A 24,534-nucleotide genomic window follows, 5' to 3' on the forward strand; every position below is an offset into this window, starting at 1 on the left:
TTATAATTCGCTTCCCAAACCAATATATAGATGTATTGAGCCTTTATCTTTTTTGTTTAGAGGTGTTGCTAAATCGAACTTAATTGGGCCTACCGGTGAAGCCCATCGAACACCTAAGCCTGTTCCTGTATAAAACTTAGCTTTATCGACTTTATCTATCGCTTCACCCGTGTCAATAAATGCCGCTCCCCACCAAGAACCAGTAACATTGTATTGATATTCAGCAGAACCGGTTATCAGTTTTGACGCGCCTTTCAATTTACCTTTTTTATCTTTAGGTGATATGGATTGGTAACTATATCCGCGGATGCTTCGGTCACCACCAGCAAAAAATCTGAAAGAGGGCGGAACTCGTTCAAAGTTACTGGCTTGGATAATGCCGAAATTACCTCTAGCAATGAATCGATGAGATTGATTTATTGAACGAATCCAAGTTTGTTGCGTTTGAAAACGCACTAAATTGATATCAGATCCTAACGCATCAGCACCGCCTTCAATTGAAAAACGTTGAGAATCGCCCCACATAGGCAATAACTTACCATCATTACGAACACGCGAAATACTAACTGATGGATAATATAAGTTGGTTTTGTAACTGTCATCACCTTGAGTGAAGTTGTCCCGCAACATATTTAAGCCTAATGCTGTTTGCCAACCATCAAAGTTATCCCAATTACGAAGCACGCCAAATGTATAAGATCGAGAATAGGTATCGTTATTATCGATTTTCTTATAACCACCTTGGATAGTATAATATTGTTCAATCGGATTTTTTTTCAATGGGATTTTATAGCTCATCGTAATAATCTGTTCAGGCGATGAGAGGGATAAGCTACTTTGAAAACTCTGTCCTCGGCTATTAATCCAAGGTTTATTCCAACCAATTTTACCATGCACACCATTATCGGTTGAAAAGCCTAAACCTAAGTCCATTGCATTTCTTTTTCTAGGTGTTGTTGCAACTTCAATGGGTAATGCTTTATCTGCTGTAAGATGAGGAAAATCTGGTGTAACCACAACAGAATTAAACCAGTTAGTTGAACTAAGACGGCGATTTAATAAAGATAAATCTTCAGCAGAGTATTCATCACCTTCTTTAAACGGTACAATATTTTGAAGATAATCCTGACGGATTTTTGCATTAGGAAAATTGACTTTACTAAATTTGTAACGCTTACCTGTATTAAAGTCTATATTCCAAAAAGCTTGATGATCAAATTGAGCTATCGCCAATTGATGAGTAGGCATATCTGCGTCAAAGTACCCTTTTTTTAACGATATGCTTTGTAATCCTTTCTTGAAATTCTCATAAGTGCCATGGTTCAACACATCACCAATTTTAGGTAATTGTGTCGCCATTAATTCTTGAAAATCTTTATCTTGTTTCCCTTCACCATTCAGATTGATATTTAATTGTTTTATTCTAACAGGTTGTCCAGGAGTTATTTTTACTGATAATACTTTAGGATCGGTTTCATCATATTCAAAAGTAGGGGAATAATAACCTAAAGCACGTAGTGCTTTTTGCGTTTCACTCTCAAAATAACGTTTGAAATTTGGCGTATTATTAATCTTATCTGGCGTAATTAAAGAAAGGCGTGCGTCGACATTTTCTTCAAGCTCTCCAGACAATCCTTTAATGGATAACTTCATATCTGCATAAGTTGATGCTGTCGTAACCATTAAAAGTAAGCATAATGAGCGAGAAAATCGTAACACATACACCTCGATAATGTTTAAGATTCAAGTAATTTCACATGTCCAATATAAGGTAAGTGGCGATAATGTTGTGCATAATCGATACCATAACCAACCACAAACTCATCAGGGATGGAAAATCCAATATATTTAACAGGTACTGCTACTTCACGCCGAGATGGTTTGTCTAGTAATGTACAAATTTCAATACTACGCGGATGACGCAACTTAAGTATTGCCATCACTTTGCTAAGCGTATTACCTGTATCAATAATATCTTCGACAATTAACACATCTTTATCACGAATATCTTCATCTAAATCTTTTAATATTTTAACATCTCTATTACTTACCACCGCATTGCCGTAACTCGAAGCCGTCATAAAATCAACTTCATGCCCGACAGTAATAGCACGGCTTAAATCAGCCATAAAAATAAACGAACCTCTTAACAAACCAACTAATATAAGCTCGTTTTGACTTTGAGCATAATCTTGGCTAATTTGTTGTCCTAATTTACTTACTCGTGTTTGGATATCTTCAGCCGATATCATCGTTTCTAATGTGTGCTTTTTCATCAATAATGCTCAGTGTACTTTAAAAAAATCAGAACAGATTTTAACAATTTTCATAGGTAAAAAGAATTAATTTTTTATCAAATAATTAAGAAATGATTAAAAGAATTTTCTTTTAAATATTAAATTAATCTTCAATTGTTTTGAGGATTGATTGTTTATTTTGCTTTTTTTGTTGGCGGCGCTTCTGAAAAAAAGCGCTTAACATTGAACTACACTCATCAGCCAATACGCCACCAATGATTTGAGCATAATGATTAATTCCTGTTCGGGAAAGAATATCAATGTAAGAACCTGCCGCACCAGTTTTAAAATCACTTGCTCCATAGACCACACGCTTGATGCGACTATGAATGATTGCACCCGCACACATGATACAAGGTTCAAGGGTGACATATAAAGTTGTATTTACTAATCGGTAATTCTTTTTATGCTGACCGGCTTGTTCTATTGCCATAATTTCCGCATGAGCAGTTGGATTATGATTAATTATTGATTGGTTATAACCTTCACCAATGATTTGGTTATGTTCATCAACAATAACCGCTCCAACAGGAATTTCGCCTAGTGATTCTGCGTGTTTTGCTAATTCTAATGCTCGTCGCATCCAAATTTCATCTAACATACTCAATATTATAGATTGTTTAAATTAAGCACATCGCGCATATCATAAAGTCCTTCAGGTTGCTCAGCAAGCCATAATGCAGCACGGACTGCACCATTGGCGAACGTCATTCGGCTTGAGGCTTTATGGCTAATTTCGACTCTTTCGCCAATATCGGCAAAAATAGCCGTATGCTCACCAACAATATCACCAGCACGAATAGTTGCAAATCCAATAGCATCTTTTGGTCTTTCTCCGGTATGTCCTTCTCGGCAATAAACTGCGCGGTCGTTTAAATCGCAGCCTAAAGTATCAGCAATTGCTTCGCCCATAGCTAGTGCGGTGCCAGAAGGTGCGTCAACTTTATGACGATGATGTGCTTCTATAATTTCGATATCAGTATAACTACCCATAATTTTAGTCGCTTTTTCAAGTAACTTGAGCACTAAATTCACGCCAACGCTGAAATTTGCAGCAAATACAATAGCAATTTGCTTAGCGGCTGTTGCAATCGCTTTTTTGCCTGCTTCATCAAATCCTGTTGTACCGATAATCATCATTTTTTTATTGTCTGTACAAAAAGCTAAATGAGCAAGTGTGCCTTCAGGACGAGTAAAATCGATTAATACATCAAATTGGTCTTTTGCCTGTTGTAGATTATCAGTCACTTTAATTCCACAGGCCCCAATTCCGGCAAGTTCACCAGCATCGCTACCGACCAATGATGATCCTTCTCGTTCAAATGCTGCACCTAATGTAACCCCTTCTATTTGTGACACAGATTGAATAAGCTGTCGCCCCATTTTTCCACCAGCGCCAGCAATAGCGATACGAATCATACTTGTAGCCATATAACTTTCCTTAACTTTTTTATCAGATATTTATAACAAATTATTATAGCGGAAAACTTTCAAGTTATATACTTAAACAAAATGATATACATTTCATGCTTTATGTGACTAAGTCGAAACTAAATAGCAATAACGGATGCCATAAGACGGCACTTTTAACCATATTTTTAAGAGGATTGATTTGAAGGGGGCATTTTTGCCTATTGCTGATAATTTACACTTTAGTCAAAAAGCGTTGTCTTATTTTATAGATAATACTTGCTTGGTATATCCATTTTTTATTGCGAAATATTGAGAGATCAAATAAAGCAATTGATTTGCGATTGAACTTGATAATAGGGACGCGAATGCGCCCATATAAACTTATAGCACTTTTAATAATTCTACATCGAAAATTAATGCACTATAAGGAGGAATTGAAGCGCCAGCCCCTTGCGAACCATAGGCTAACTCTTGAGGAATATATAAACGCCATTTTGAACCTTCTGGCATTAATTGTAATGCTTCAACCCAACCGCGAATCACACCATTGACAGGGAATTCAGCTGGCTGTCCTCTTTCAACTGAGCTATCGAATACCGTACCATCAATTAACTGTCCAGTATAATGGACTCGAACACGGTCTGTTGCTTTAGGGAATGCACCATCACCTTGTTTAATAATTTCGTATTGTAAACCAGATTCAGTCGATTTGATGCCATCTTTTTTTAGATTCTCAGCTAAAAAGTCTTTACCTGCTTGGGCAATTTTTTCAGCTTGTTTAGCTTTTTCTTTAGCTGCTTCTTCATGAACATGACGAAGGGCATCATGCAATTCTTGTAAAGGTAAAGCCGGTTGATTACCGCTTAGCACATCTTCCATAGCAAGTTTCAATGCATTTAACTCTAAATTATGTAAGCCAGATTCTTTTAGCTGTTGGCCAATTTGAAGTCCAATTGCATAACTTGCTTTTTGCTCAATTGTATCTAATTTCATTTTTTACCTGTCATTTGTTGAGAATAGTTTTTTATTATAGAGCATTAACATTCGAGATAAAAAGTAAAATATTAACAGTTGTTAATTATCATCAATATAAGCAAACATTTTATATCATATTACTTAAGTTTTTTTTATTTTATCTAGCGCTTAGTCAAAATATCAGCGATAATAAGCGACATTATATATTTGAATGGATTAATTTAGATGTCGTTTTTCAAACTTATTCCGCTTGCAATTGTGACTAGTATATCGATAACTGGTTGTTCACTTGTTGACCGTTTAGTTTATAGACCTGATATCAATCAAGGTAATTATATCTCTCCAGAAGCGATTGAATTATTACAAGTTGGTCAATCCAAAGATCAGGTCGTATTTATTATGGGCTCGCCAATGTTAACTTCAGCTTTTGGTGGTAATGTTTGGTACTATGTTTTCCGTCAACAACCTCAACATGGAAAATTAAGCCAAATTAATTATGCTATTTACTTTAATGAAATGGGTATAGTTACTGATATTAAAACTTCGTCTTTAGAAGGTTCTTTATCTTTAGAAGAGATGAACCAACAGGGTATTTCAGACCCAATTAATATAAAATCTGATGATGATCAACCGAATAGTTCACGTCCGCCACAAGCCCCTGAAGAGTAATAATCGGAATAAAAATTTCAAAAAAACCTCGTCATTCTGCGAGGTTTTTATTTATTTAATTCGATAAATTATTACTGTGGAAATTATTAGTGATTAGCTATAGAAGCAATGATTGAAAAGATGATTAAAAAGTAAATAAAGAAAAGAATAACTGTACATATAATTCCAATTAATACATATTTCCAATACCCATGTAAATTTCTGATAGCTTCAGTAAAGTCTTCTCCTCTACCGAGGGCTGCTGCTAGACTAAATGCACTACCGGATTGAAAAAGTTTAACTCCGTTGATTATTACTGGAATACCAACAATAGCTGTAATTATACCTAAACAGCTAATTGCACCTATAACAATATTTACTACGCCAAAGATTTGTTGCATAACTCCAATAAATCTCAATTGGCTTTTTAACAATTCTGTTGATTTAATTAAAATAGTATCTGTATTATCTGTTAACATTTCCATTCCTATCACTACCAATTATTATATTTAAAAAAATGCAAGTCAGAATAACACGTTATTTACCTATGTCGAGGTAAATTTGTTTAAGAATTGTACATTGTTAACTTTTATATTAATCACATCATTCTAAGGTAAACCCCTGAAATAACGAAACGACTAGCTCCAACGTGCATTTGAGTAAGACAATTAAATGAAAAAATAGTACCACTGGGAATGATATTAGAAAAAGACTTTAAACATCTTAAAATTAGCTGCTTAATGCCTGATTGAGGCTAAAGTGTATTTACAATGAAGGTTTAAAGAGTGTAGATGAAGTTGTTCCAAGTATAATAATATTTTAATATAACCAACAAAGACAGTTTTAATCACCGGTATATCAATGAAATCAACCTTAAATAAATTTTCTATAGCTCCAATGCTCGATTGGACTGACAAACATTGTCGATATTTTCATCGAATATTAACTAAACAAACATTACTTTATACCGAAATGGTAACCACTGGCGCAATTTTATATGGTAAAGGAGACTATCTCGCTTTTAATGAACAGGAACAGCCAGTAAGTTTACAATTAGGTGGAAGTGATCCCATAGCGTTGGCTAAATGCGCTAAGTTGGCAGAGGAACGAGGATATAATGAGATTAACCTTAATGTAGGTTGCCCATCAGATCGCGTTCAAAATGGTATGTTTGGTGCTTGTTTAATGGGAAAAGCTGATTTAGTCGCAAATTGTATTGATGCCATGCAAAAAGAGGTAAATATACCTGTCACGGTAAAAACACGCATAGGTATTGATAACCAAGATAGTTATTCATTTTTATGTGAATTTATTGAAAAAGTGATGCCATATACCGATACATTTATTGTTCATGCTCGCAAAGCATGGCTTTCGGGGCTAAGCCCAAAAGAGAATCGAGAAGTACCACCACTTGATTATGAGCGAGTTTACCAGCTAAAGCGTGACTATCCGCAGTTAACTATTTCCATAAATGGTGGGATTAAAACCATTGAAGAAATCAAACATCATCTAAATTATGTTGATGGTGTCATGGTTGGGCGAGAAGCTTACCAAAATCCAATATTATTAACTCAGATTGATCAGCAAATTTTTGGAGATGATAAGCCAATTATCGATCCTATTGTCGCAATACAAACTCTTTATCCATATATTGAAACACAACTTAGTCAAGGCGGACAACTCAATCATATTATGCGACACACCTTAGGAATATTTAATGGTAGAAAAGGTGCAAAACAGTGGCGACGTTACCTTAGCGAAAATGCGCATAAACCAGGAGCGGGAATTGAAGTTGTTGAACACGCATTAACTTTCATTCAATAAAGAATTTTGTCTAGCTTAATTGGTCATGCGTCTGATTGCGCATGATTGATAAATCAGTATATACTAACGAACAATTTTACTTAGGGCTTTTCTTCTGTGCGTTTAAATCCAAGTCAACAACAAGCTGTGGAATATGTTTCGGGGCCATGCCTTGTATTGGCTGGTGCGGGTTCGGGCAAAACTCGGGTAATCATTAATAAAATAGCTTATCTAATTCGAGTCAAAGAGTATTTACCTCGTCATATCGTTGCCGTGACTTTTACTAATAAAGCTGCACGAGAAATGAAAGAACGTATTGCTCAATCGCTAAGTAAGCAAGAGGCAAGAGGTCTGAAAATTTCAACTTTTCATACTTTAGGCTTAGATATTGTTCGACGAGAACATAAACATCTTGGTATAAAATCTAATTTTTCATTATTTGACGACCACGACCAAATTGCTCTACTCAAAGAACTAACACAACAATGGTTCGATGGAGACAAAGATCTCATCAACCAATTACGCTCTACCATCTCAAATTGGAAGAATGATATCGTTGATTCGACAGTTGCAATGGCTAGGGCGCAAACCAACAAAGAAAAATTATTTGCTCACTGCTATCAACTTTACGAAAAACAACTTAAGTCTTGCAGTATATTAGATTTCGATGATCTAATCTTACTACCTACATTGTTACTAAAAACAAATGAAGAAGTTAGAGAAAAATGGCAAAACCGTATCCGCTACCTGCTTATTGATGAATATCAAGATACTAATACCAGCCAATATGAATTTATCAAATTATTAGTAGGTAGCCGCGCTAAATTTACGGTTGTTGGTGATGATGATCAGTCGATTTACTCATGGCGGGGGGCTCGTCCTAAAAATTTAATTCTACTAAAACAAGACTTTCCTAAGTTAGAAGTGATTAAATTAGAACAAAATTACCGATCATCAGGAAGAATTCTAAAAGTTGCTAACATCTTAATTGAAAACAATCCGCATATCTTTGAAAAAAAATTATTTTCAGAACTCAGTTATGGTGAACATTTAAAAGTGATCTCCGCCGACAATGAAGAACACGAAGCGGAAAAGGTTGTTAATGACTTGATTGGTCATCGTTTTGCTAATAATAGCCAATACGGTGAATATGCTATTTTATATCGCGGAAATCACCAGTCTCGCTTAATTGAAAAAATGCTAATGCAGTATCGAATACCTTACCGAATTTCTGGTGGGACATCTTTCTTCGCTCGCATTGAAATTAAAGACTTAATGGCATACCTTCGCCTATTAACCAACCCTGATGATGATAATGCTTTTATCCGCATTATTAATACACCAAAACGAGAAATAGGGCCAGCAACTATCCAAAAACTGGGTGAGTGGGCAAATCAACGTGGTGTAAGCTTATATCATGCAAGTCATGATATGGGGCTAACCGAATTATTATCAGGCAAAAGGATGGAAACCCTACATGCCTTTATCCATTGGTTCGATTCTCTAATAGAAAAATCACATTCCGAACCAATGGCCGCGATTCATGAATTATTACATGGGATTCACTACGAAAGTTGGATCTATGAAACGTCTACCTCACCAACAGCTGGGCAGATGCGAATGCGTAATGTTGAACAGTTAGTTAGCTGGCTGAATGAAATGTTACAGGGTGATGAAATAGACGAAGCATTAACGCTAGAACAAGCAGTAGCAAGATTTACGTTACGTGATATGTTAGAAAGAAATGAAACAGAAGAAGAGCTAGATCAAGTACAGTTAATGACATTACATGCTTCAAAAGGCCTCGAATTTCCTTATGTTTATTTAGTTGGTATGTCTGAAGGGGTATTACCTCATCAAACAAGTATTGATGAAGACAATATCGAAGAAGAGAGACGACTTGCTTATGTAGGCATAACTCGAGCCCAAAAAGAGCTAACCTTTTCATTCAGCCGGCAGAGAAAACAATTTGGTGAAACAGTTTATGTTGAACCAAGTCGCTTTTTACTCGAACTTCCACAAGACGATTTAGCTTGGCAAGATCAGCGTAATGAACTATCACCAGAAAAGAAAATGCAACAAGGTCAAAGCCGGTTAGCGATGCTAAAAGCGCAAATAGCTAGCGCAAAATAAATTATCTATATATCAAAAACAATTAACTACAGCTCAAATTATTAAACAAATTTATCGACATAACTGAAAAAAAGTTGAGGAACGGGGTTTTTGAGATCGAATAAATGAATATTTTTTCATTTTTTCTGATTATTAATATTGAATTTATTGCTGATAACGTCAAAATTGACGATATTTTGTCTATATAGATTGATAATCAATTAAAAAGCATTGACGGATCAAAATAGCTTTATATAATACTCAGCGTTTAATCACTAAATCCAATCGATGTCTCCTTAGCTCAGCTGGATAGAGCAACGGCCTTCTAAGCCGTAGGTCACAGGTTCGAATCCTGTAGGGGACGCCATTAAAATTAAATATAACTATAGGTTTAATGTTAAATATTTAAGTCTTGATTATCTTTATTTACATTTTGCGACACAGATTGTGATCACATCTAAAATTTGCACAAATGGATAGCATTCAAGTTATTATGTTATTTCAACCATTTTAACGTTTCTTACCCACCAAATTCTTTTAAGTTGTACTGTAGCAGATCAAGCTTTTTCATTTACATTTCATAAAGCGATGTTAGGTCAAAGCGAAAAAAGAATTGAGCTTGCTATTGCTTTATATACTCCAGAGCCGTCAAAGGGTGAATTAACGGCTTTCGGTTTAACAAAAGCTGATTATTAAGATAAGTATATAGAAATATGGCAAGATAATTTAAAAGCTTTTAGATTATTCAAGGTGATGTCTACTCAATGAGGTGCAAGCATGGGCAGCATAATAAGGCTTGATTACAATTGCCTTTCGTTGGTAGTGAAACTTAAGGATATTTGTGAAAATGAACGCATTTTTAATACATGAATTATATTCTTTAATACAATTTGGTAAAATTAACTCATTTTCGTGTTCTCCATGTACACTGGAATGAATTTTTTGAAAAAATTATTATGATAAAAATCGAAAATTTAATAGGATTATCGATAACTGAATTTTAATGTAAAAAATTTGACTTCAATACTACAGGTTATTTTGAAAGAGTAATGTAACTATCTAAATATTAATTACAAATTACTATGAGTAATAATGCCGATGAACTTATTGTTCATAATCTTTCCCAATTAGAAACTACCCCATATTTTATCCCAGATTAGGCAAATAACTTCACCAATAAACCAGTTATGCAATGTTGAGTTAAAATGAAAAAGGATATTCTGATTTAATTTGTCTGGACTTGATGAATTAATACCCAGTATCGTTTTGTCTTCTTAAACTTCTGAAATAAAAGTCGGATTAGTCAATTATGGTAAATAACTCGAAAAGGATAAAAATAGAAAAAACAATAATTAATGGAGTTAATTAAATGATTTATTTAAATGGAGTAGGTTTTTTTTTATTGTCACTATTTATGTTTTGGTGGGTTTATTTATTAGTTTTCGTAATTGGTCTAATAATTTTATGCTTCGCTAAAACCAAAATTATGCGAAGATTAGGTATTTTATTGATAATCACACCAATAGGTTGTTATATTTTTGCCTATTTATTATACGGATTTTTATCATTAATGTGGATTTGACCTATTTTAATTACCTTTTTCCTAAATAATAAAAAAGCGGAAGTCTATTTCCGCCTTTTTTATTAACAATAAAATATAATTAAAATTCGCTATTTACCTTTTGTATTTCTTTTCTCTTTTTTCGGTTTTTTATTTGATGATAACTGCAAAGCCTGTACACTTTGCACTAAGTCAGCCAATTGCGTAACAATTTGGTTTCCGGTATCACTTTCATCACCACCTAGTGTTTTATTGCGTATAAAATCAGCTTTGATTTGTTGCCAACGTTTAGTTTGTGTATCAGTTAATACGCCACGAATTTCAGCGAGTTTAAGAAGATTTTCTTCAGCACCATTAGTTAATAGTTGAGCTTCACCCAAATAGTGATCGTTGATGATTTGATTAAGTTCATCATCATTCATAACAGAAGAAACCTTCTCAGCAAGTTTATTCATGTTTCTATAACTACCTTGAAGTTTGAAAGGTGGTTCTGTACGGTATTTATCTGATTGAGCAGCACTAACGATGTATTGTTGGTTAACTTTGAATACCACTTCTCTAATTTTCAATAGGTGAGTAAGTACTGCAACAATTTCGCTGATTTCTGCTTGGCTGTAAGCATAACTTAATTCATTGCTATTAAGTGGCTTACCTTGTGCATGGTCAATGAGTTGATAAAGATCATTTAAGTCACGTAGCGCAAGTGGTGCTAAAATTGGATTTGAAGTTAAGCAGTTTTCAATATAACTTGAAGCAAAAACTTCATCCATACCACCAAGAACTTCACCTAAATTATAAATATCTGCACGGTTAGCCAACATATCTGGTATTTTGAATACTTCTCCTGATTCAGTATACGGGTTACCTGACATAATAACGCAGAATTTTTTACCTCGGAGATCATAGGTCTTAGTTTTTTCTTTCCAAACACCTTCTATCCGGCGTGAACCATCACATAGGGAGATGAATTTTTGTAAGAATTCCGGATTGGTGTGCTGTATATCATCAATATAAAGCATGACGTTATTTCCCATTTCAAGCGCTAGATTAAGTTTTACTAGCTCTTGTTTGGCAGTTGCATTCGGTGCTTGATTTGGATCGAAAGATAACACACTATGGCCTAAAGCCGGTCCGTTAATCTTCATAAAGATTAATCCAAGACGATTAGCAACATATTCCATTAATGTCGTTTTACCATAACCCGGTGGAGATATAAGCAGTAATAACCCCATTAAATCGGTACGTCTAGTTTCACCAACCGTTCCCATTTGTTTAGCTAAGTTATCACCAATGATAGGTAAGTAAACTTGATTAATGAGTTTGTTTCGCACAAACGAACTTAATGGTTTAGCCTTAAATTCCTCTAGATGTAGAAGATCACGTTGTTCATCGAGTACTTCCTGACGAAGACTTTGATAATGCTGAAACTCCGGAATAATAATTCTGGACTGTTTACGCATGCGACTAAAGAAATCATCAAGATTAATATTCAACACTCCCTGAATTATACTTGGATGATCGCCAAGTAAATCGTTGACGGAAATATCAAGCTCAAGCTCGCTAATTCCCAGCGTAATGCTACTTTCTTTATCTAACATACACAATACTAAAGCTTCAGCAATATAGTCTGATAGTTTTTGATATTGGGGTAGGGTACAAAGACCTTTAAACCAACTTTCGATTAGAATCCAGCGATCGGCAAGTCGTTTTTGAAGATTGCTTTGTGATTGGTTAAAATCACCCCACATATGAGATTCCTCGAGGCGGGCTTTTAAACCTTCAAATAGATAGTGGCCATATTTACTTAATGTAAATTCTTGTGGTGTTTCGGCTAATATATAACTTAAATATTCAGTTGCTTGTTTTACATGATACTGTTCATGTTGAATAGGGTACTTTTCTAAAAATTGGGTTAATTCAAAAGACATCTCTGTTTGAAGATTTCTTATACCTTCATCATGACCAAATAACGCCTGTATATCTTTACAAGTTTTGGCTCGCTCTGGCCATAATTTGGCAATATCACTCTTTTGATTATGATGCCAAAAAAGGATAGCTAAGCTTCGGGCTAAAGGGTTATAGCGTAATAGACCGGCCGCTTCACCTAGCGGGATCAGTTTGGCTAATATTTTTAATGCATCGTGATCGTGAATCCCTTTTTCATAGCCTTCACGATATCGCATTGACGCATAATCTCTTACTGTTTTAGCTAATACCTCAGGTTGGTTTGATTGATTTTTTAAATCGTCATAACTTAAATCATGCTCTTTTTTAAGCGCTGAATTAATTATTGAATATGCTAAATATTCACCACGGTAAACACTAGGCGATTCGGATTCTAATGAAATTGACCAGAAAGGTTTATAACTTTCTAATTTAGGGTGATTGATTCTTTCCTGATAATCAGTACCCGTTAATTGCAAATAAAGATGATCTTCTTTTGGTACAATGGTTAAATCAAGCTCTTGGGTGTTGACACTAAACTTATGTCTTGGCCCCAATTTGATTACATTTCCGCCAGATTCAAAGATTTCTGATTTATCTCGTAAGGCGCGTATTGATTGATCTCTGGCACTTTGGAAACGAGATTCAATATCATCCGCTTTGACATTATCAAAAAGTGCTCTTAATTTTTCGACAATTTCACGAATTTTTAAAGCTAAAGCGTCGGCAACAAAAAAAGCATTTAACTCATTTTGATCAGAAAATTTAGCCGTTCTTCTTGGTATACTATCTAAAATTCGATTGGCAGCCGTAAGTAACGCTTCTGTTCGTCTTGTTCTATCTTCAAGTAGTGATTGTTTGTGAGTTTCAAATGATTCTAATATCTCTTCCCGTTTAGCCAGAATATCATTAAGGAACTCTTCACTTTCACTAAATTGATTCTCAAGCTCTTCAAGTTGTACTAGAAGACGAGATAGCTCATCATCACATTTTTCAGGTGTTGTTGCCATACTCAAGGCATTGGCGATACTTTGGCCAAATAATTTAAATTGAGCACCAAATTGAGCGACCATTTCAACATTAGCTAAATTTTTTCGTTTTTGTTGGATTTTAGCTTTTGTTTGGTTAAGTTTTGCATAGACTTCAGCTATTGATTCTATGATTTTAGTTTGTAATGTGACATCATCAAATTTTAGGGTTGCTATCAATTGTGAAAGCATATCTAAATCAGTTGACATAGTTTCTGTTATTTCAACAGATTCAAGTAATTTTGCAACAGTATCTGCTTTGGTAATTTGTTGTTCAATATCGTCAATTTTTACATTGAATGGCTCTAATGCTTTATCACTTCCTAAAAACTCAGCAGTAGCTAATGAAACCTCAGCTTGTCTAGCTTTTAGTTTATTTTCCATTTCATCGATTTGGTCTAAATCAATGTATCGGTAAGTTCTTAATGTGACTAAACTGCCTAGTTGTAATTTTATTGCATTTAATGCATCAACAAATTCTTGTGTTTCTTGCCAGCTATCAGGGTAAAGCTTGGTTAATAAATCTTGTTGATTAGAAATTGCCTCACGCATAGCGCTTTCGGATTGACGTCGAATGCTTTCGACTTTTTCATACTCATCTATAACTAATTCACTCGTTTGTGAAATATTACGAAGAATAGGGGAGAATGATAGGTGTTTCTCGTCATTGAGCCAAAAGTAATTATCAAAGAGCCGTTTTGTATCTTCACTTAGTTTGCTATAGAGTTGTGAAGAGACTGCCTGGTTATCGATTTCGCGCGAGATAAAATACAGATCTGAAATTCCGCGAACAAGTTCAGCATTACCTATTTTTCCGAGGAAGCTATTATTTGTCGGTTGTTGTGCTGCATATTCATCACTATAAAAAGGAGTTTGCCAAATTTGCATTGGATGAACTCTAGTTGGCTCATCACTTTCTCCTTCAAAAACGACCATTCGACCATCTTCAAAAACGGCGTAGCCATGACCTAAAATTGGGTTATCTAGTTTGCGTTCAATCATATTATAATTGAACAGTGCTAGTCGCCCATTGCTTGGGTCATAGAAAATGTATAAAACATCTTCACCATTTGGTGAACGGCGAATTCGTCTGAAACGCATACCTGACATTGATTGGTCAAAAGTTTTATAATCTCCATTTTGTAAGTAGTATCCCCCAGGAAATATAATTCCATGATCTTCTGGAAGTTGAATACATGATTGACCAATAAAATCTATACGATGTACTTGCTGGGTTAGCGAGTTATAAACTAAATAGCGCCAATTGTCTTCGCGGTAAGGGAGAATTTTCAATAGGATTAATGAACCAACTTTTGCATATTCTATTTTAGCATCATTAATTGATTGATTTTTATCAACAACCTCTTCTCGATAAATTCCTAAACCATCATTAGTATTATTTTCACACTTTATTGTTAAGTCACCACCAATGGTTTCAACAAATACTGTATCAAGAACATTGATATGGGGAAATCGCCCATTAACAATATCTTCACGTGTTGTTTCGATCCATTCAAAATCGTAGGCAGGTGGTAGTGCGATATCTCGCTCACCTCGATTATCTATATACTCGATTGTTTTTTTATCGCTAGATATAGACCATCGAAATACACGAATATCACTAATTCGTTCTCCAATTTGAAAACTAGCAAGAAGTTTTCCATCACGTTCAACAAGCTGAAGTAACTGGGCATTTTTATAATAAGTATAAAGCTCATTAAAGTCTTGTATAAATCTATCTATATTTAAGAATGTATTTGAGAGATCAACCGGATCAGCTTCATAATTGTTATCACGTTCAACTAATTGATAAAGTGAAAATACATCTTCTATCTTGGTTTCTTTTTTTAATCCTAAATAGACGTTATAACCAAACAACAACCAATCACCAAAGCGAACAATATCTCGTGCTACACAGTTATTTTCCGTTCTAATACGAATACGGCTAATAATGGACATGTCACTTTTACCAAACTCAGATAGCCTTTCCTGATTTAGAGCTTCTGTCTTTTGATTAAGTTCTTGTCCTAAAGAGGTTAAACGTTTACGAAGAATTTCATAAGCTCCGCCTTCCGCGACTGCTTTATCAATTGATGTTTGTTGCTGATCTTGGGTTTCTGACATGTTTTACTCGTTGAAGATAATACTGAAATACCTAATGTTTTAGGTAGGAAATGAATCCTACCTAAAACTGATTACATTATAGATAAATGGCTATTCTGATAGTAACCTATTCATTCTCATTATTGGATGACAAAAATTGTTTTGCTAACGCTTTTAAATCAGTGTTTTGCAAAGTCTCTTTTATGTTTATGTTTTTGTCTCCCGATAAGCGAGATAGTACTGATTGTAATGCAGATTGTAGTACAGGGCTCTGATTAACAGTTCCTTCTATTGCTTTACCTACACTAATTGCTTTAGAGAAGCTATTAAAGAAGTTATCATTACCGCCTACAATTTCAATATTGGCTTTACTGAATGCCGCAGCAAGCACGTCAGCTTGTTCTCTAGCAATTTCTTTGTTAGCAGCAATAGCAGCCATGGCTTGTTCGAAACCTTTTTCAAGCGCTAAACGGAATTCCTCATGATTTTTCGATTGTTCATTCATCGTACCCATTGCTTGGAACTTATCTACTAAACCATTTGCCTCAGCAGTTAATTTTTCGCGAATTACTAACGCTTCTGCAAGACCTTGTTCTTTTGTTGCTGATGCTTTTGCGAATCCAATACGTTCATCACCACGAGCTTGAGCAGAAAGTTTTTCCTCAAGTACTTTAGCTTCAGTTAAACCTTGTTTTTCTACTGCAATTGCTTTGGCTTCAATAACTTTAGCTTCTGCTAAGCCTTTTTCTTGATTACCTTTCGCTTCAGCTAATAATGTCTCAGCTGTAATATTTGCTTTGACTAAACCTTCTTTTTCTTCTGCTTCTGCTCTTGCTTTACGTACTTTAGCTTCGGCAAGGCCTATTGCCGCTTCTTCGGCTTCTATACCCTGAGCTAATTGTTTTTTAGCTTCAGCTTGTTTAGCTGCAGCTTCTAATTCAGCTTGAGCCATCGTGCTGATTTCAATTGCGCGATGTTTAGATGATTGTTCATCTGCTTCAGCTTGTTTTACTTGTTTAACTAGCTCTTGTTCAGCTCTAGCTTCAGCTTCAATAATTGTTGTTTGTTTTTCACGATCTGCTCTTGAAACTTCACGAACTTCTTTAATGTTTTCCTCTTCAACTGCAACTGTTTTTTCAACTGCTACACGTTCACGAATAACATTAGCAATCTGTTTCTTTTCCTCTTCTACAACTTTGTCTTTCTCTATTCGTTGTAGTTCAACTTCACGTTCACGAGCAACAATTTCAAGTGAACGAGCTCGGATTACACGTTCTTCTTCAATCGCAATAGCTCTTAGGCGGTTATTCTGTGCAACTTCTACTTCACGTAAACGATTCTCTTCTCTCACTTCAATTTCTTGTTGGGTTTGAATTCTAGCTTGTTCAGCTTTCAAACGTTCTTCTTCTTGAACTTTTAATGTTTCAGCGGCTTCTCTAGCTCGAATAGTTTCAATTTCACGTTTTTGTCTAGCTTCAGCGTCAGCTTGTTGACGTTCTAATTCAAGTTTAGCTTCGATAGTTTCAGTATCTTTTTTCTTAAGAGCTAACTCTAGATCGCGTTCTCGCTTATTGGTTTCATCTTTATGTACAGCAGTTATAGCTGTAATTTTATTAATACCTTCAGCATCAAAAATATTATCTGGGTCGAGTGATTTAATTGGAGTTTGTTCTAAATAATCGATAGCAACATCTTCAAGGGCATAACCGTTAAGGTCTTTACCTATTACATCAATGATACGTTCACGGAAATTCATTCGATCTTCAAATAGCTTTGCAAGTTCAAATTGTTTACCTACGGTTTTCAATGCTTCTGAAAATTTAGCACTAAATAATGTGCTTACCGCTTGTTGGTCTGATGCACGATCTACACCGATTGATTTGGCAACTTTAAGAACATCTTCTGTTGTTTCATTAACGCGTAAATAGAAGGCTACGCAGATGTCAGCCCTAAGGTTATCTTGGCAAATTAAACCATCTTTACCTCTTCGTTCTACGTCAAAAGTGATCAAGGAAATTTTCATGAACTCTTTTTTGTAGATGATTGGATATACCAATGCACCAGTAAAATGAACTTTAGGTTTTGACGTCATGTCATTAACAATAAGCGCCGTACCTTGAGGAACCTTTATGTAAAATGCCTTAAATAATAGGAAGAATCCGACAATTACAAGGAATATACTTCCAACTATTACCAAAAAAAACATTATAGTATCACTGCTTAAAGACATATTTTTCAATTCTCCAAATTAACTTCTATTAGCCATTAAAATCTTTTAGGCTAATTATTTCATAACAATTTGTTGTTTCATCATACTGAAGGATTACGGCTTTATCACCGCGCTTGAATTGATAAGATTCATCACATCTTACCTCTAAAATAAGGCCCGCTCCTCCATCTTCACAGGTAGCTTGTCCTTTAGTTCTGGTTACGGTACTTGAGCGTATTTCGATAACTTGCCCTAACAATGATTTATGATTGTGGTTAATTATCAACTTTCTAAATAAAGGACGAAGTGGTTTAATAAAAAAAGCAGTTAAATAGACTGATAAAATAAATGAGATAATTAAAAGAGCTATCCCTGCTAAATAATAAAGAAATACAAAATCATACAAAGGTAGGATTAATAGACGAAAGGCAAAATAACAAATTGACCATCCAATTAAAGAGATCAATGTGATGATGAGAGTCATTGGTACTTCATTGAAGCCAAATTTCATTAATAAACCACCTAATCCAGTAGATGGAACATCACTATAAACATCATTGACACTGATATCAAAATCTAAACAGTCAACGCTTAATAGTCCTAATGCTGCAACAAACCAATATAAGATACAGATTGTTAACAATGCACTAAAGATAATTACGGGAAAAGAAAAAAATATTCCCCAAAACAGTTCCATTATATTCCCTTCATCTATCCAAACTAGTTTTAACTAATTAATTATTTTATAATTGTTTTTGCTATTCTAACTTAAAAATATCAAAACGCGAAAACTTTAATTCGATTGTTTTTCTTTTAATCTAGCTAAAATTGAAGCTGCATTATTATTGCCAGCTTTAATACCGGCCGCTTCTAATTTACTATCAAGCGAATCAGGATTTTCAGTTGCTGCTAATTCTTTTTTTGCTTCAAAAGTGGCAGCAGCTTTTTCTTGACGTTTTTTGATTCTATCTAATGAATCGAGTGCAGTATGCAATTTAGCTGTTGAACCACCGTAACGCTGTGCTACTGCAGATTGTGCTTTTTGGACACTTTCAGTAGCTTTAACTATATCAACTTGTTGTTTTAAATTACGAATATTGATTTCAGATTGTGAAATAGTTTGTCGTAAATTTTTAACACTTTCAGCAAAATAGTTAGCTTGCTTTTTGTTATTTTCATATTGATTTTCGAGTACCGAAAGTTTTTCCGCTACTTCCAAAGCTAACTCTTCATTGTTATTTTCAAGTGCTTTAATAGCATATGCTTCATATTCAGTTATTTGAGCTTTTGTTGATTCAACTTGTTTCTCTGCTAATTTTTGTTCTGCTAGAATATTAGCTAATGATTCTTTAGCTTGTCTTAATTCTTCATCAGCATCTCTAATTTCTTGGTCTAATATACGTAACGCTTGAGAATCAATTATTGATTCGCCAACTTCATTTATTCCACCACGTAATGCTGTTACTAATTTTTTGAAGATAACCATATTTAACTCCTTCTATAACTTTTCGCTTTAACTATTCAATATTAAAGAAATGCTCATAAGCTTCAGTCGCTTTGATCACATTGTCTGATAACATTTCGAGTTCATAAATAATATCGTTTAAGGTTGAGGATGAACTAAGTGCACCATACATAATGTAATTGATTTCTCCATCTCCTGTTTTTTCAATTGCTATAGTTGATAAAGCAAATAGTTTTCTAGCAGACAGAATTTCTTCATTAAATGATGAAGGATTTTTGATTAGTGAAACTGGCCAAAGTAGTGCTTCTACAATAATTTGCTGATTTGAAACGCTTAAAAAAAGTGGTAAATCACCATAGTCATGCATAATGATATGTAAACAAGCATCGACACCATCAATTATTTCAATACTTGCAGAACCTTGTTTGATTAAATCAGTTTGATTTAATTCTTGGAAAAGGTCATTAATTTTCCAGATTTCTTTATTTTTCATTTCATTGTTTTCCTTCACATGGTACAAAAAAGATTTATTTTCTACAGCTGGTTGACGAAATTTTTTTTCGATTTCAAGTAACTCAGCAGTATTTTCAGGCAAAATCCAAACTTCTTTTTTTATCAACCCCTGTTCTCTTAAACGTTGTCGGTATTGTTGTTGATAAAATGCTGAGCTTTTAGCTTCTTTGGTTTTTTTCATAAATTTTGGTTATTCTTTAATTTTTTATAGAACTTATATTAGCATAATTTTATCACATGTAAATATTACATGTGATATTTTTTTATCAATTTATTGATGCTAAATTTACTTTAATTTTAATAAAAAACCAAACACCTTTAGGGAGGTTTTATAGAAGACTATAGAATAAATAACCCGCATGATGCGGGTTATTTATTTGAAAAAATGATATATCATTCTAGAAATCAACATCTAAACCTAATTGGAATGTTCTGCCTGGAGCAGTAAACATGTTTAGATATTTATGATCTGATGTGCTGTATAATTTATTATTACTTAGATAATCCCAATATTTTTGATCGGTAAGATTATAAACTCCACCATTCAATTTAACATTCTTAGTAATATTAATATAACCAGTTAAATCAATAATGCCATAACCGGCGATTCTAAAATAGTCATCTTTAGAATTAGGAAGTGGTCTACCATCATTACCATAAGATTCTCTAGATGTCGCTTCGGCTTTTTTACCTTTTTGGAATGTTGCTGTAACAGCCACACCATAAAATTTATTCGGATCATCCCACGCTAAACCGACAACACTTTTCATTGGTGCTATTGAATCCATTTCAATATATTTATCACCTAAATAGCTTGATTTTGATTTGCCTTGGTTATAACCAATTGCAAATTTAGCGCTTAAGCCATTAGCAGATTCTACCCATTTGCCGATATTGAATTCACTGCTCAATTCAGCACCATAGATGTATGCCTTATCACGATTTTCTGCTTGATAAACAATTCGGTTACCTGTTCCGACAAAGTTCTTTCTATAACGTGTATAAGCGATGAAATTTTTATATTTATTATAAAAAGCTGAAGATGTTAAAGTTACACCTGAAACAGGATGTCCTTTCAAACCTAATTCAAAATTGTCACTGGTTTCAGTGTTAAGATTTGAATCACCAACAAGTACATACATATTGCTATGCGCTAAATAAGATCCATATAATTGGTTCTGATTTGGCATTTGTGCGGAACGTTTGTATTGTAAATAAGCAGTGAAGTCAGGATTAATATCATACATAAATGACATAGAAGGTAAAACTTGGAAATCACTATTGCTACTATATTGTTTACCTAACTGGCTACCATTGATGTTTGTTACAGCCATATTTTCTAAATTACGAGGTTTAGTATTTTGGTAAATAACTCTAACACCAGGTACTAGATAGAAATTATTACTACCTTTAATATTAAAACTAATTCTGTCTTCGAGGAATCCCCCTAATTGATAACTTCGACTATCTGCTTGGGGTTTAGTGTAATCTCCGTCTGGAAATATTCTACCATTTTGAGATTGGGCTGAAGTAAAGAATGGTGATTCATCTTCACTCCATTTACCATTTAAACCAGCGCTAATTTTCTGATTTTCATAGTTTTTAACTAAAGTAGTAATAAAATTATAAGTTTTTGTATTGTAATTTGTTTGAGTATTAAAATTACCTTTAGTTGTATGTCTAATATCGGTACTATCATAGACATTGGTTCGTTGATAATTTAATTGAGTAGTTAAACTATCAATCCAGCTTATAGCAGTTGGTTTCCATTGATCTTTAATCGCAAGATTAAAGCGATTGTTTTTGCTTCTTTGATGATCAAGTGACTCAACTTTTTTACCGTATTTATCCCAAGTATCATAATGAGAATTTTTGGTTTTATTATTGTAATCAACTGTTGTATTAATTAAATGTTCTTCTGTCATTTGCCAGCCAAAACCAGCTAAAATCGAGTTGGAGTGCCAGTTTTCTGGATAACTACTTATTGAGTCTCCATTATTACGTGTTTGCTGGCCATCGCGTCGACTTAAAACCAAAATACCATTTAGATAATCATCACCACCAGCCATAGTTAAGCCCTGGTGGAAACTTCTATCTGAACTATCATAGTTATTTTGATAACCAAAGTAGGTCGTTTTACCCGGATAGAGGTAATAACTTGCCGATTTAGTTTGGAATGAAACTGAGCCACCTAGAGCATTATTTGCATTACTAACCGATGTCGCTCCTGATTGAATATCAACTTTATTGTACATATAGGTATCAATATAATCTCGGCCAATACCGTAAGATCCAAACCCAGCTCGTCCAACAGAGTTAACCCGACCTTGAGCTATTGGTAAAGGCATACCATCAATATCGATTGACACGCGGTTAGCATCTAAACCACGAATATTGTATCCAGTAAACCCACCACGGTCCCAACTACTTTTACCACTACCTGAACCTGAAATACTTCCTGGGGCAGAAATTAGAGGTTGATAACGCATTATAGTACCAAAATTAGTACCTCCATCACGGCGAATATCTTGCTCAGAAATTTCAGTATTCATTCCCGGATTTTTTGTTGCTTCATGAGCTGTTACAGTAATAGTATCAATGTCTTTTTCATCATTATGTTTATCAGTAGCGAAAGTAGGTAGTGCTAATGTTAAACCTATTGCTAATGAACTTGTCTTTTTTAAATATTTAAAATTCACATTTTTATCCTTTCAAACTTAATATGTTTAATGCGCGCATTTATTGCTTCAATTAATAAAAATATTATTAAAATAGTTTATTCAGGGTAAAAGCTTTGGAAAAGCAATTTTGCTGCTTCATCAACTCTTGGCCCGATTCCAAATAAGTAACTATCATCTATAACCGTAATACGATTATTTTTAAATGCACTCGTTTCAGTAATACCTGGAATAGTATTGACTTTGTCTAAACCACCTAATTGATCAATCGAATATTTATTTAAAATGATAACTTCTGGATTGATAGCTATAATTGATTCTGCAGTGTAACTTTTGAAACTATTATGCGTTGCCAAATTTTCACCACCAGCGATATTAATTAATGCATCAATTGTAGTATTTTTACCTGCTACAGAATTGGAACCACTCATACTCATTAGGGATAAAACTTTTGTTTTTTGTGGGTGAGTTGCGATTTTGGCTTGAATGTCGGCAAGATTGGCTTTAATTCTATTGATTAATTTTTCGCCTTCTTCTTGTTTATTTAATTTAGATGCAATTTTATTGATATTTTCGTATAACAGTTCAATTGTACCAGGTACACGCCTTAATGCTAATACATCTACTTTTGACTCAGAAACTTTTTCGATGACATTATCAGGTTCTACATCATTTAATGTTATAAACAAGGTTGGTCTAAGCGATAAAACACCTTCAATATTTAATAATTTCCAATAACCGATTTGTGGCAATTGTTTAACTTTCTCAGGATAACTGCTTGTTTTATCAACACCTACGACATCATCTCCAGCACCTAGTGCGAATACAATTTCAGTAAGAGATCCTCCAGCAATAACAATTCTTTCATTTGCTGAACTATAATTGAGAAGACTGTTGATACTAAATAATAGTAAAAATAGGCTAATCCTTTTTATAAAATTTTTCTTCATGATTTAATTTACCTACCATGGTTTTCAATTTTGGAAGAATAATATAGTGAAAATGATAACCATTATCAACATAAAATATTGGGGGATTTAATAGTAAAGCATTAGAAACTGAATCAAGCATAAATGATAAATTAAAATTTATTTAAATAAATAGTAATGTTATAACAAATTATTACAAAAATAATATATTGATATTTTGGGGGATATGAAAATTAGAATGATATCTTGTAGGGAAATTTTGGTCCTTTTTATTTCTGTTTCAGTTTATTTAACTTAAATATAATTTTACTCATATTTTCATAGAGTAATTCTATTTTACCAGCTTCACATTTTGCACTTAATCATCAAGTTTTGATTGATTAAATAACTTAAGAAAATTATCGATTATGCTAAATATTATAAGGAATTAAGAAATAAAATTGACTTAAAATTACCGAAATATCAATACAAGATAAGCGTTTATTTGGGGAAACAATAATGTTATCCATAGTAATTTCATCTTTAGCAAAATCTGTAAATACAATTTGTATAAAGGTTCCACGAGTTACTAATCAATACAATAAATCGATCAGCATTATTAAAAAAAGGTTTTTATTTGCTAATTTTTTATGAAAATACTAGCGTTTAGTTTGAAAACTGAGCACTGATGAATCCCCTAATGATTTTGGTAAAAATCATTAAGTTAAGGTGGATACACATCTTGTCATATGATCAAATGGTTTCGCGAAAAATCAATAATCAGACAACAAGATGTGCGAACTCGATATTTTACACGACTCTCTTTACCAATTCTGCCCCGAATTACACTTAAAACGACTCAACAGCTTAACGTTGG

Annotated in this window: 17 protein-coding genes and 1 tRNA gene; 5 read left to right on the forward strand and 13 right to left on the reverse strand. The window is 33.9% G+C overall.

Features of this window, described 5'->3' with window-relative positions:
- The 5 genes from J3U27_RS08135 to J3U27_RS08155 all read right to left on the reverse strand — a co-directional run bounded on the left by J3U27_RS08135 (position 1) and on the right by J3U27_RS08155 (position 4,703).
- Positions 1-1,719, reverse strand: coding sequence for an autotransporter assembly complex protein TamA (locus tag J3U27_RS08135; protein ID WP_305082836.1), 1,719 nt, complete (start codon positions 1,717-1,719; stop codon positions 1-3).
- Between the two features lie 17 nt (positions 1,720-1,736).
- Complete coding sequence (hpt, locus tag J3U27_RS08140; RefSeq protein ID WP_065563227.1) at positions 1,737-2,276, reverse strand: hypoxanthine phosphoribosyltransferase; 540 nt, start codon at positions 2,274-2,276, stop codon at positions 1,737-1,739.
- A gap of 124 nt (positions 2,277-2,400) precedes the next feature.
- Positions 2,401-2,898: a tRNA adenosine(34) deaminase TadA gene (gene tadA / locus J3U27_RS08145; protein WP_220224824.1), complete on the reverse strand. Its 498-nt coding sequence runs from the start codon at positions 2,896-2,898 to the stop codon at positions 2,401-2,403.
- Positions 2,899-2,906: 8 nt separating this feature from the next.
- Complete coding sequence (gene dapB / locus J3U27_RS08150) at positions 2,907-3,728, reverse strand: 4-hydroxy-tetrahydrodipicolinate reductase (protein WP_267377228.1); 822 nt, start codon at positions 3,726-3,728, stop codon at positions 2,907-2,909.
- Positions 3,729-4,091: 363 nt separating this feature from the next.
- The gene (locus tag J3U27_RS08155; RefSeq protein WP_220224823.1) at positions 4,092-4,703 is read right to left on the reverse strand and encodes an FKBP-type peptidyl-prolyl cis-trans isomerase; all 612 of its coding nucleotides are present in this window, start codon (positions 4,701-4,703) and stop codon (positions 4,092-4,094) included.
- 207 nt (positions 4,704-4,910) lie between these two features.
- On the opposite strand from J3U27_RS08155, the gene bamE reads away from it, so the two are divergent.
- The gene (gene bamE / locus J3U27_RS08160; protein WP_065563231.1) at positions 4,911-5,354 is read left to right on the forward strand and encodes an outer membrane protein assembly factor BamE; all 444 of its coding nucleotides are present in this window, start codon (positions 4,911-4,913) and stop codon (positions 5,352-5,354) included.
- 86 nt (positions 5,355-5,440) lie between these two features.
- Here the strand turns inward: bamE and J3U27_RS08165 are convergent, their stop codons facing one another.
- Entirely contained in the window at positions 5,441-5,812 is a 372-nt protein-coding gene (locus J3U27_RS08165) for a DUF5362 family protein (protein WP_220224822.1), read from the reverse strand.
- Positions 5,813-6,194: 382 nt separating this feature from the next.
- Here J3U27_RS08165 and dusA point away from each other — a divergent pair, with 382 nt between their 5' ends.
- From dusA to J3U27_RS08180, 3 genes are all read left to right on the forward strand, one after another.
- The gene (gene dusA, locus J3U27_RS08170; RefSeq protein WP_267377229.1) at positions 6,195-7,157 is read left to right on the forward strand and encodes a tRNA dihydrouridine(20/20a) synthase DusA; all 963 of its coding nucleotides are present in this window, start codon (positions 6,195-6,197) and stop codon (positions 7,155-7,157) included.
- 96 nt (positions 7,158-7,253) lie between these two features.
- On the forward strand, positions 7,254-9,269 hold the full coding sequence (gene rep / locus J3U27_RS08175) for a DNA helicase Rep (protein WP_065734450.1): 2,016 nt from the start codon (positions 7,254-7,256) through the stop codon (positions 9,267-9,269).
- A gap of 269 nt (positions 9,270-9,538) precedes the next feature.
- Positions 9,539-9,615 (forward strand) — tRNA-Arg (locus tag J3U27_RS08180).
- Between the two features lie 1,304 nt (positions 9,616-10,919).
- Here J3U27_RS08180 and J3U27_RS08185 read toward each other — a convergent pair.
- The 7 genes from J3U27_RS08185 to J3U27_RS08215 form a co-directional block, all read right to left on the reverse strand.
- Positions 10,920-15,905, reverse strand: coding sequence for a DNA repair ATPase (locus tag J3U27_RS08185; protein WP_267377231.1), 4,986 nt, complete (start codon positions 15,903-15,905; stop codon positions 10,920-10,922).
- A 106-nt stretch (positions 15,906-16,011) separates the two neighbouring features.
- Positions 16,012-18,090 (reverse strand): hypothetical protein, encoded by a 2,079-nt coding sequence (locus tag J3U27_RS08190; RefSeq protein WP_218058451.1) that lies wholly within the window; start codon positions 18,088-18,090, stop codon positions 16,012-16,014.
- Between the two features lie 52 nt (positions 18,091-18,142).
- A complete protein-coding gene (locus J3U27_RS08195; protein ID WP_065563262.1) occupies positions 18,143-18,790 on the reverse strand; it encodes a hypothetical protein in 648 nt (215 codons plus the stop codon).
- A 96-nt stretch (positions 18,791-18,886) separates the two neighbouring features.
- A complete protein-coding gene (locus J3U27_RS08200; protein WP_065734407.1) occupies positions 18,887-19,579 on the reverse strand; it encodes a PspA/IM30 family protein in 693 nt (230 codons plus the stop codon).
- 31 nt (positions 19,580-19,610) lie between these two features.
- Positions 19,611-20,252, reverse strand: coding sequence for a YjfI family protein (locus J3U27_RS08205; RefSeq protein ID WP_267330274.1), 642 nt, complete (start codon positions 20,250-20,252; stop codon positions 19,611-19,613).
- A gap of 217 nt (positions 20,253-20,469) precedes the next feature.
- Entirely contained in the window at positions 20,470-22,770 is a 2,301-nt protein-coding gene (locus J3U27_RS08210) for a TonB-dependent receptor domain-containing protein (RefSeq protein WP_267377232.1), read from the reverse strand.
- 77 nt (positions 22,771-22,847) lie between these two features.
- Positions 22,848-23,699 (reverse strand): heme/hemin ABC transporter substrate-binding protein, encoded by an 852-nt coding sequence (locus J3U27_RS08215; protein WP_267377233.1) that lies wholly within the window; start codon positions 23,697-23,699, stop codon positions 22,848-22,850.
- Positions 23,700-24,449: 750 nt separating this feature from the next.
- Between J3U27_RS08215 and J3U27_RS08220 the strand changes: the two genes are divergently transcribed.
- Positions 24,450-24,534: transposase (locus J3U27_RS08220; RefSeq protein WP_072075904.1), on the forward strand; the 85-nt coding region annotated here is incomplete at its 3' end.

Source organism: Gilliamella sp. B2911 (assembly GCF_026536965.1).
Classification (GTDB): Bacteria; Pseudomonadota; Gammaproteobacteria; order Enterobacterales; family Orbaceae; genus Gilliamella; species Gilliamella apicola_E.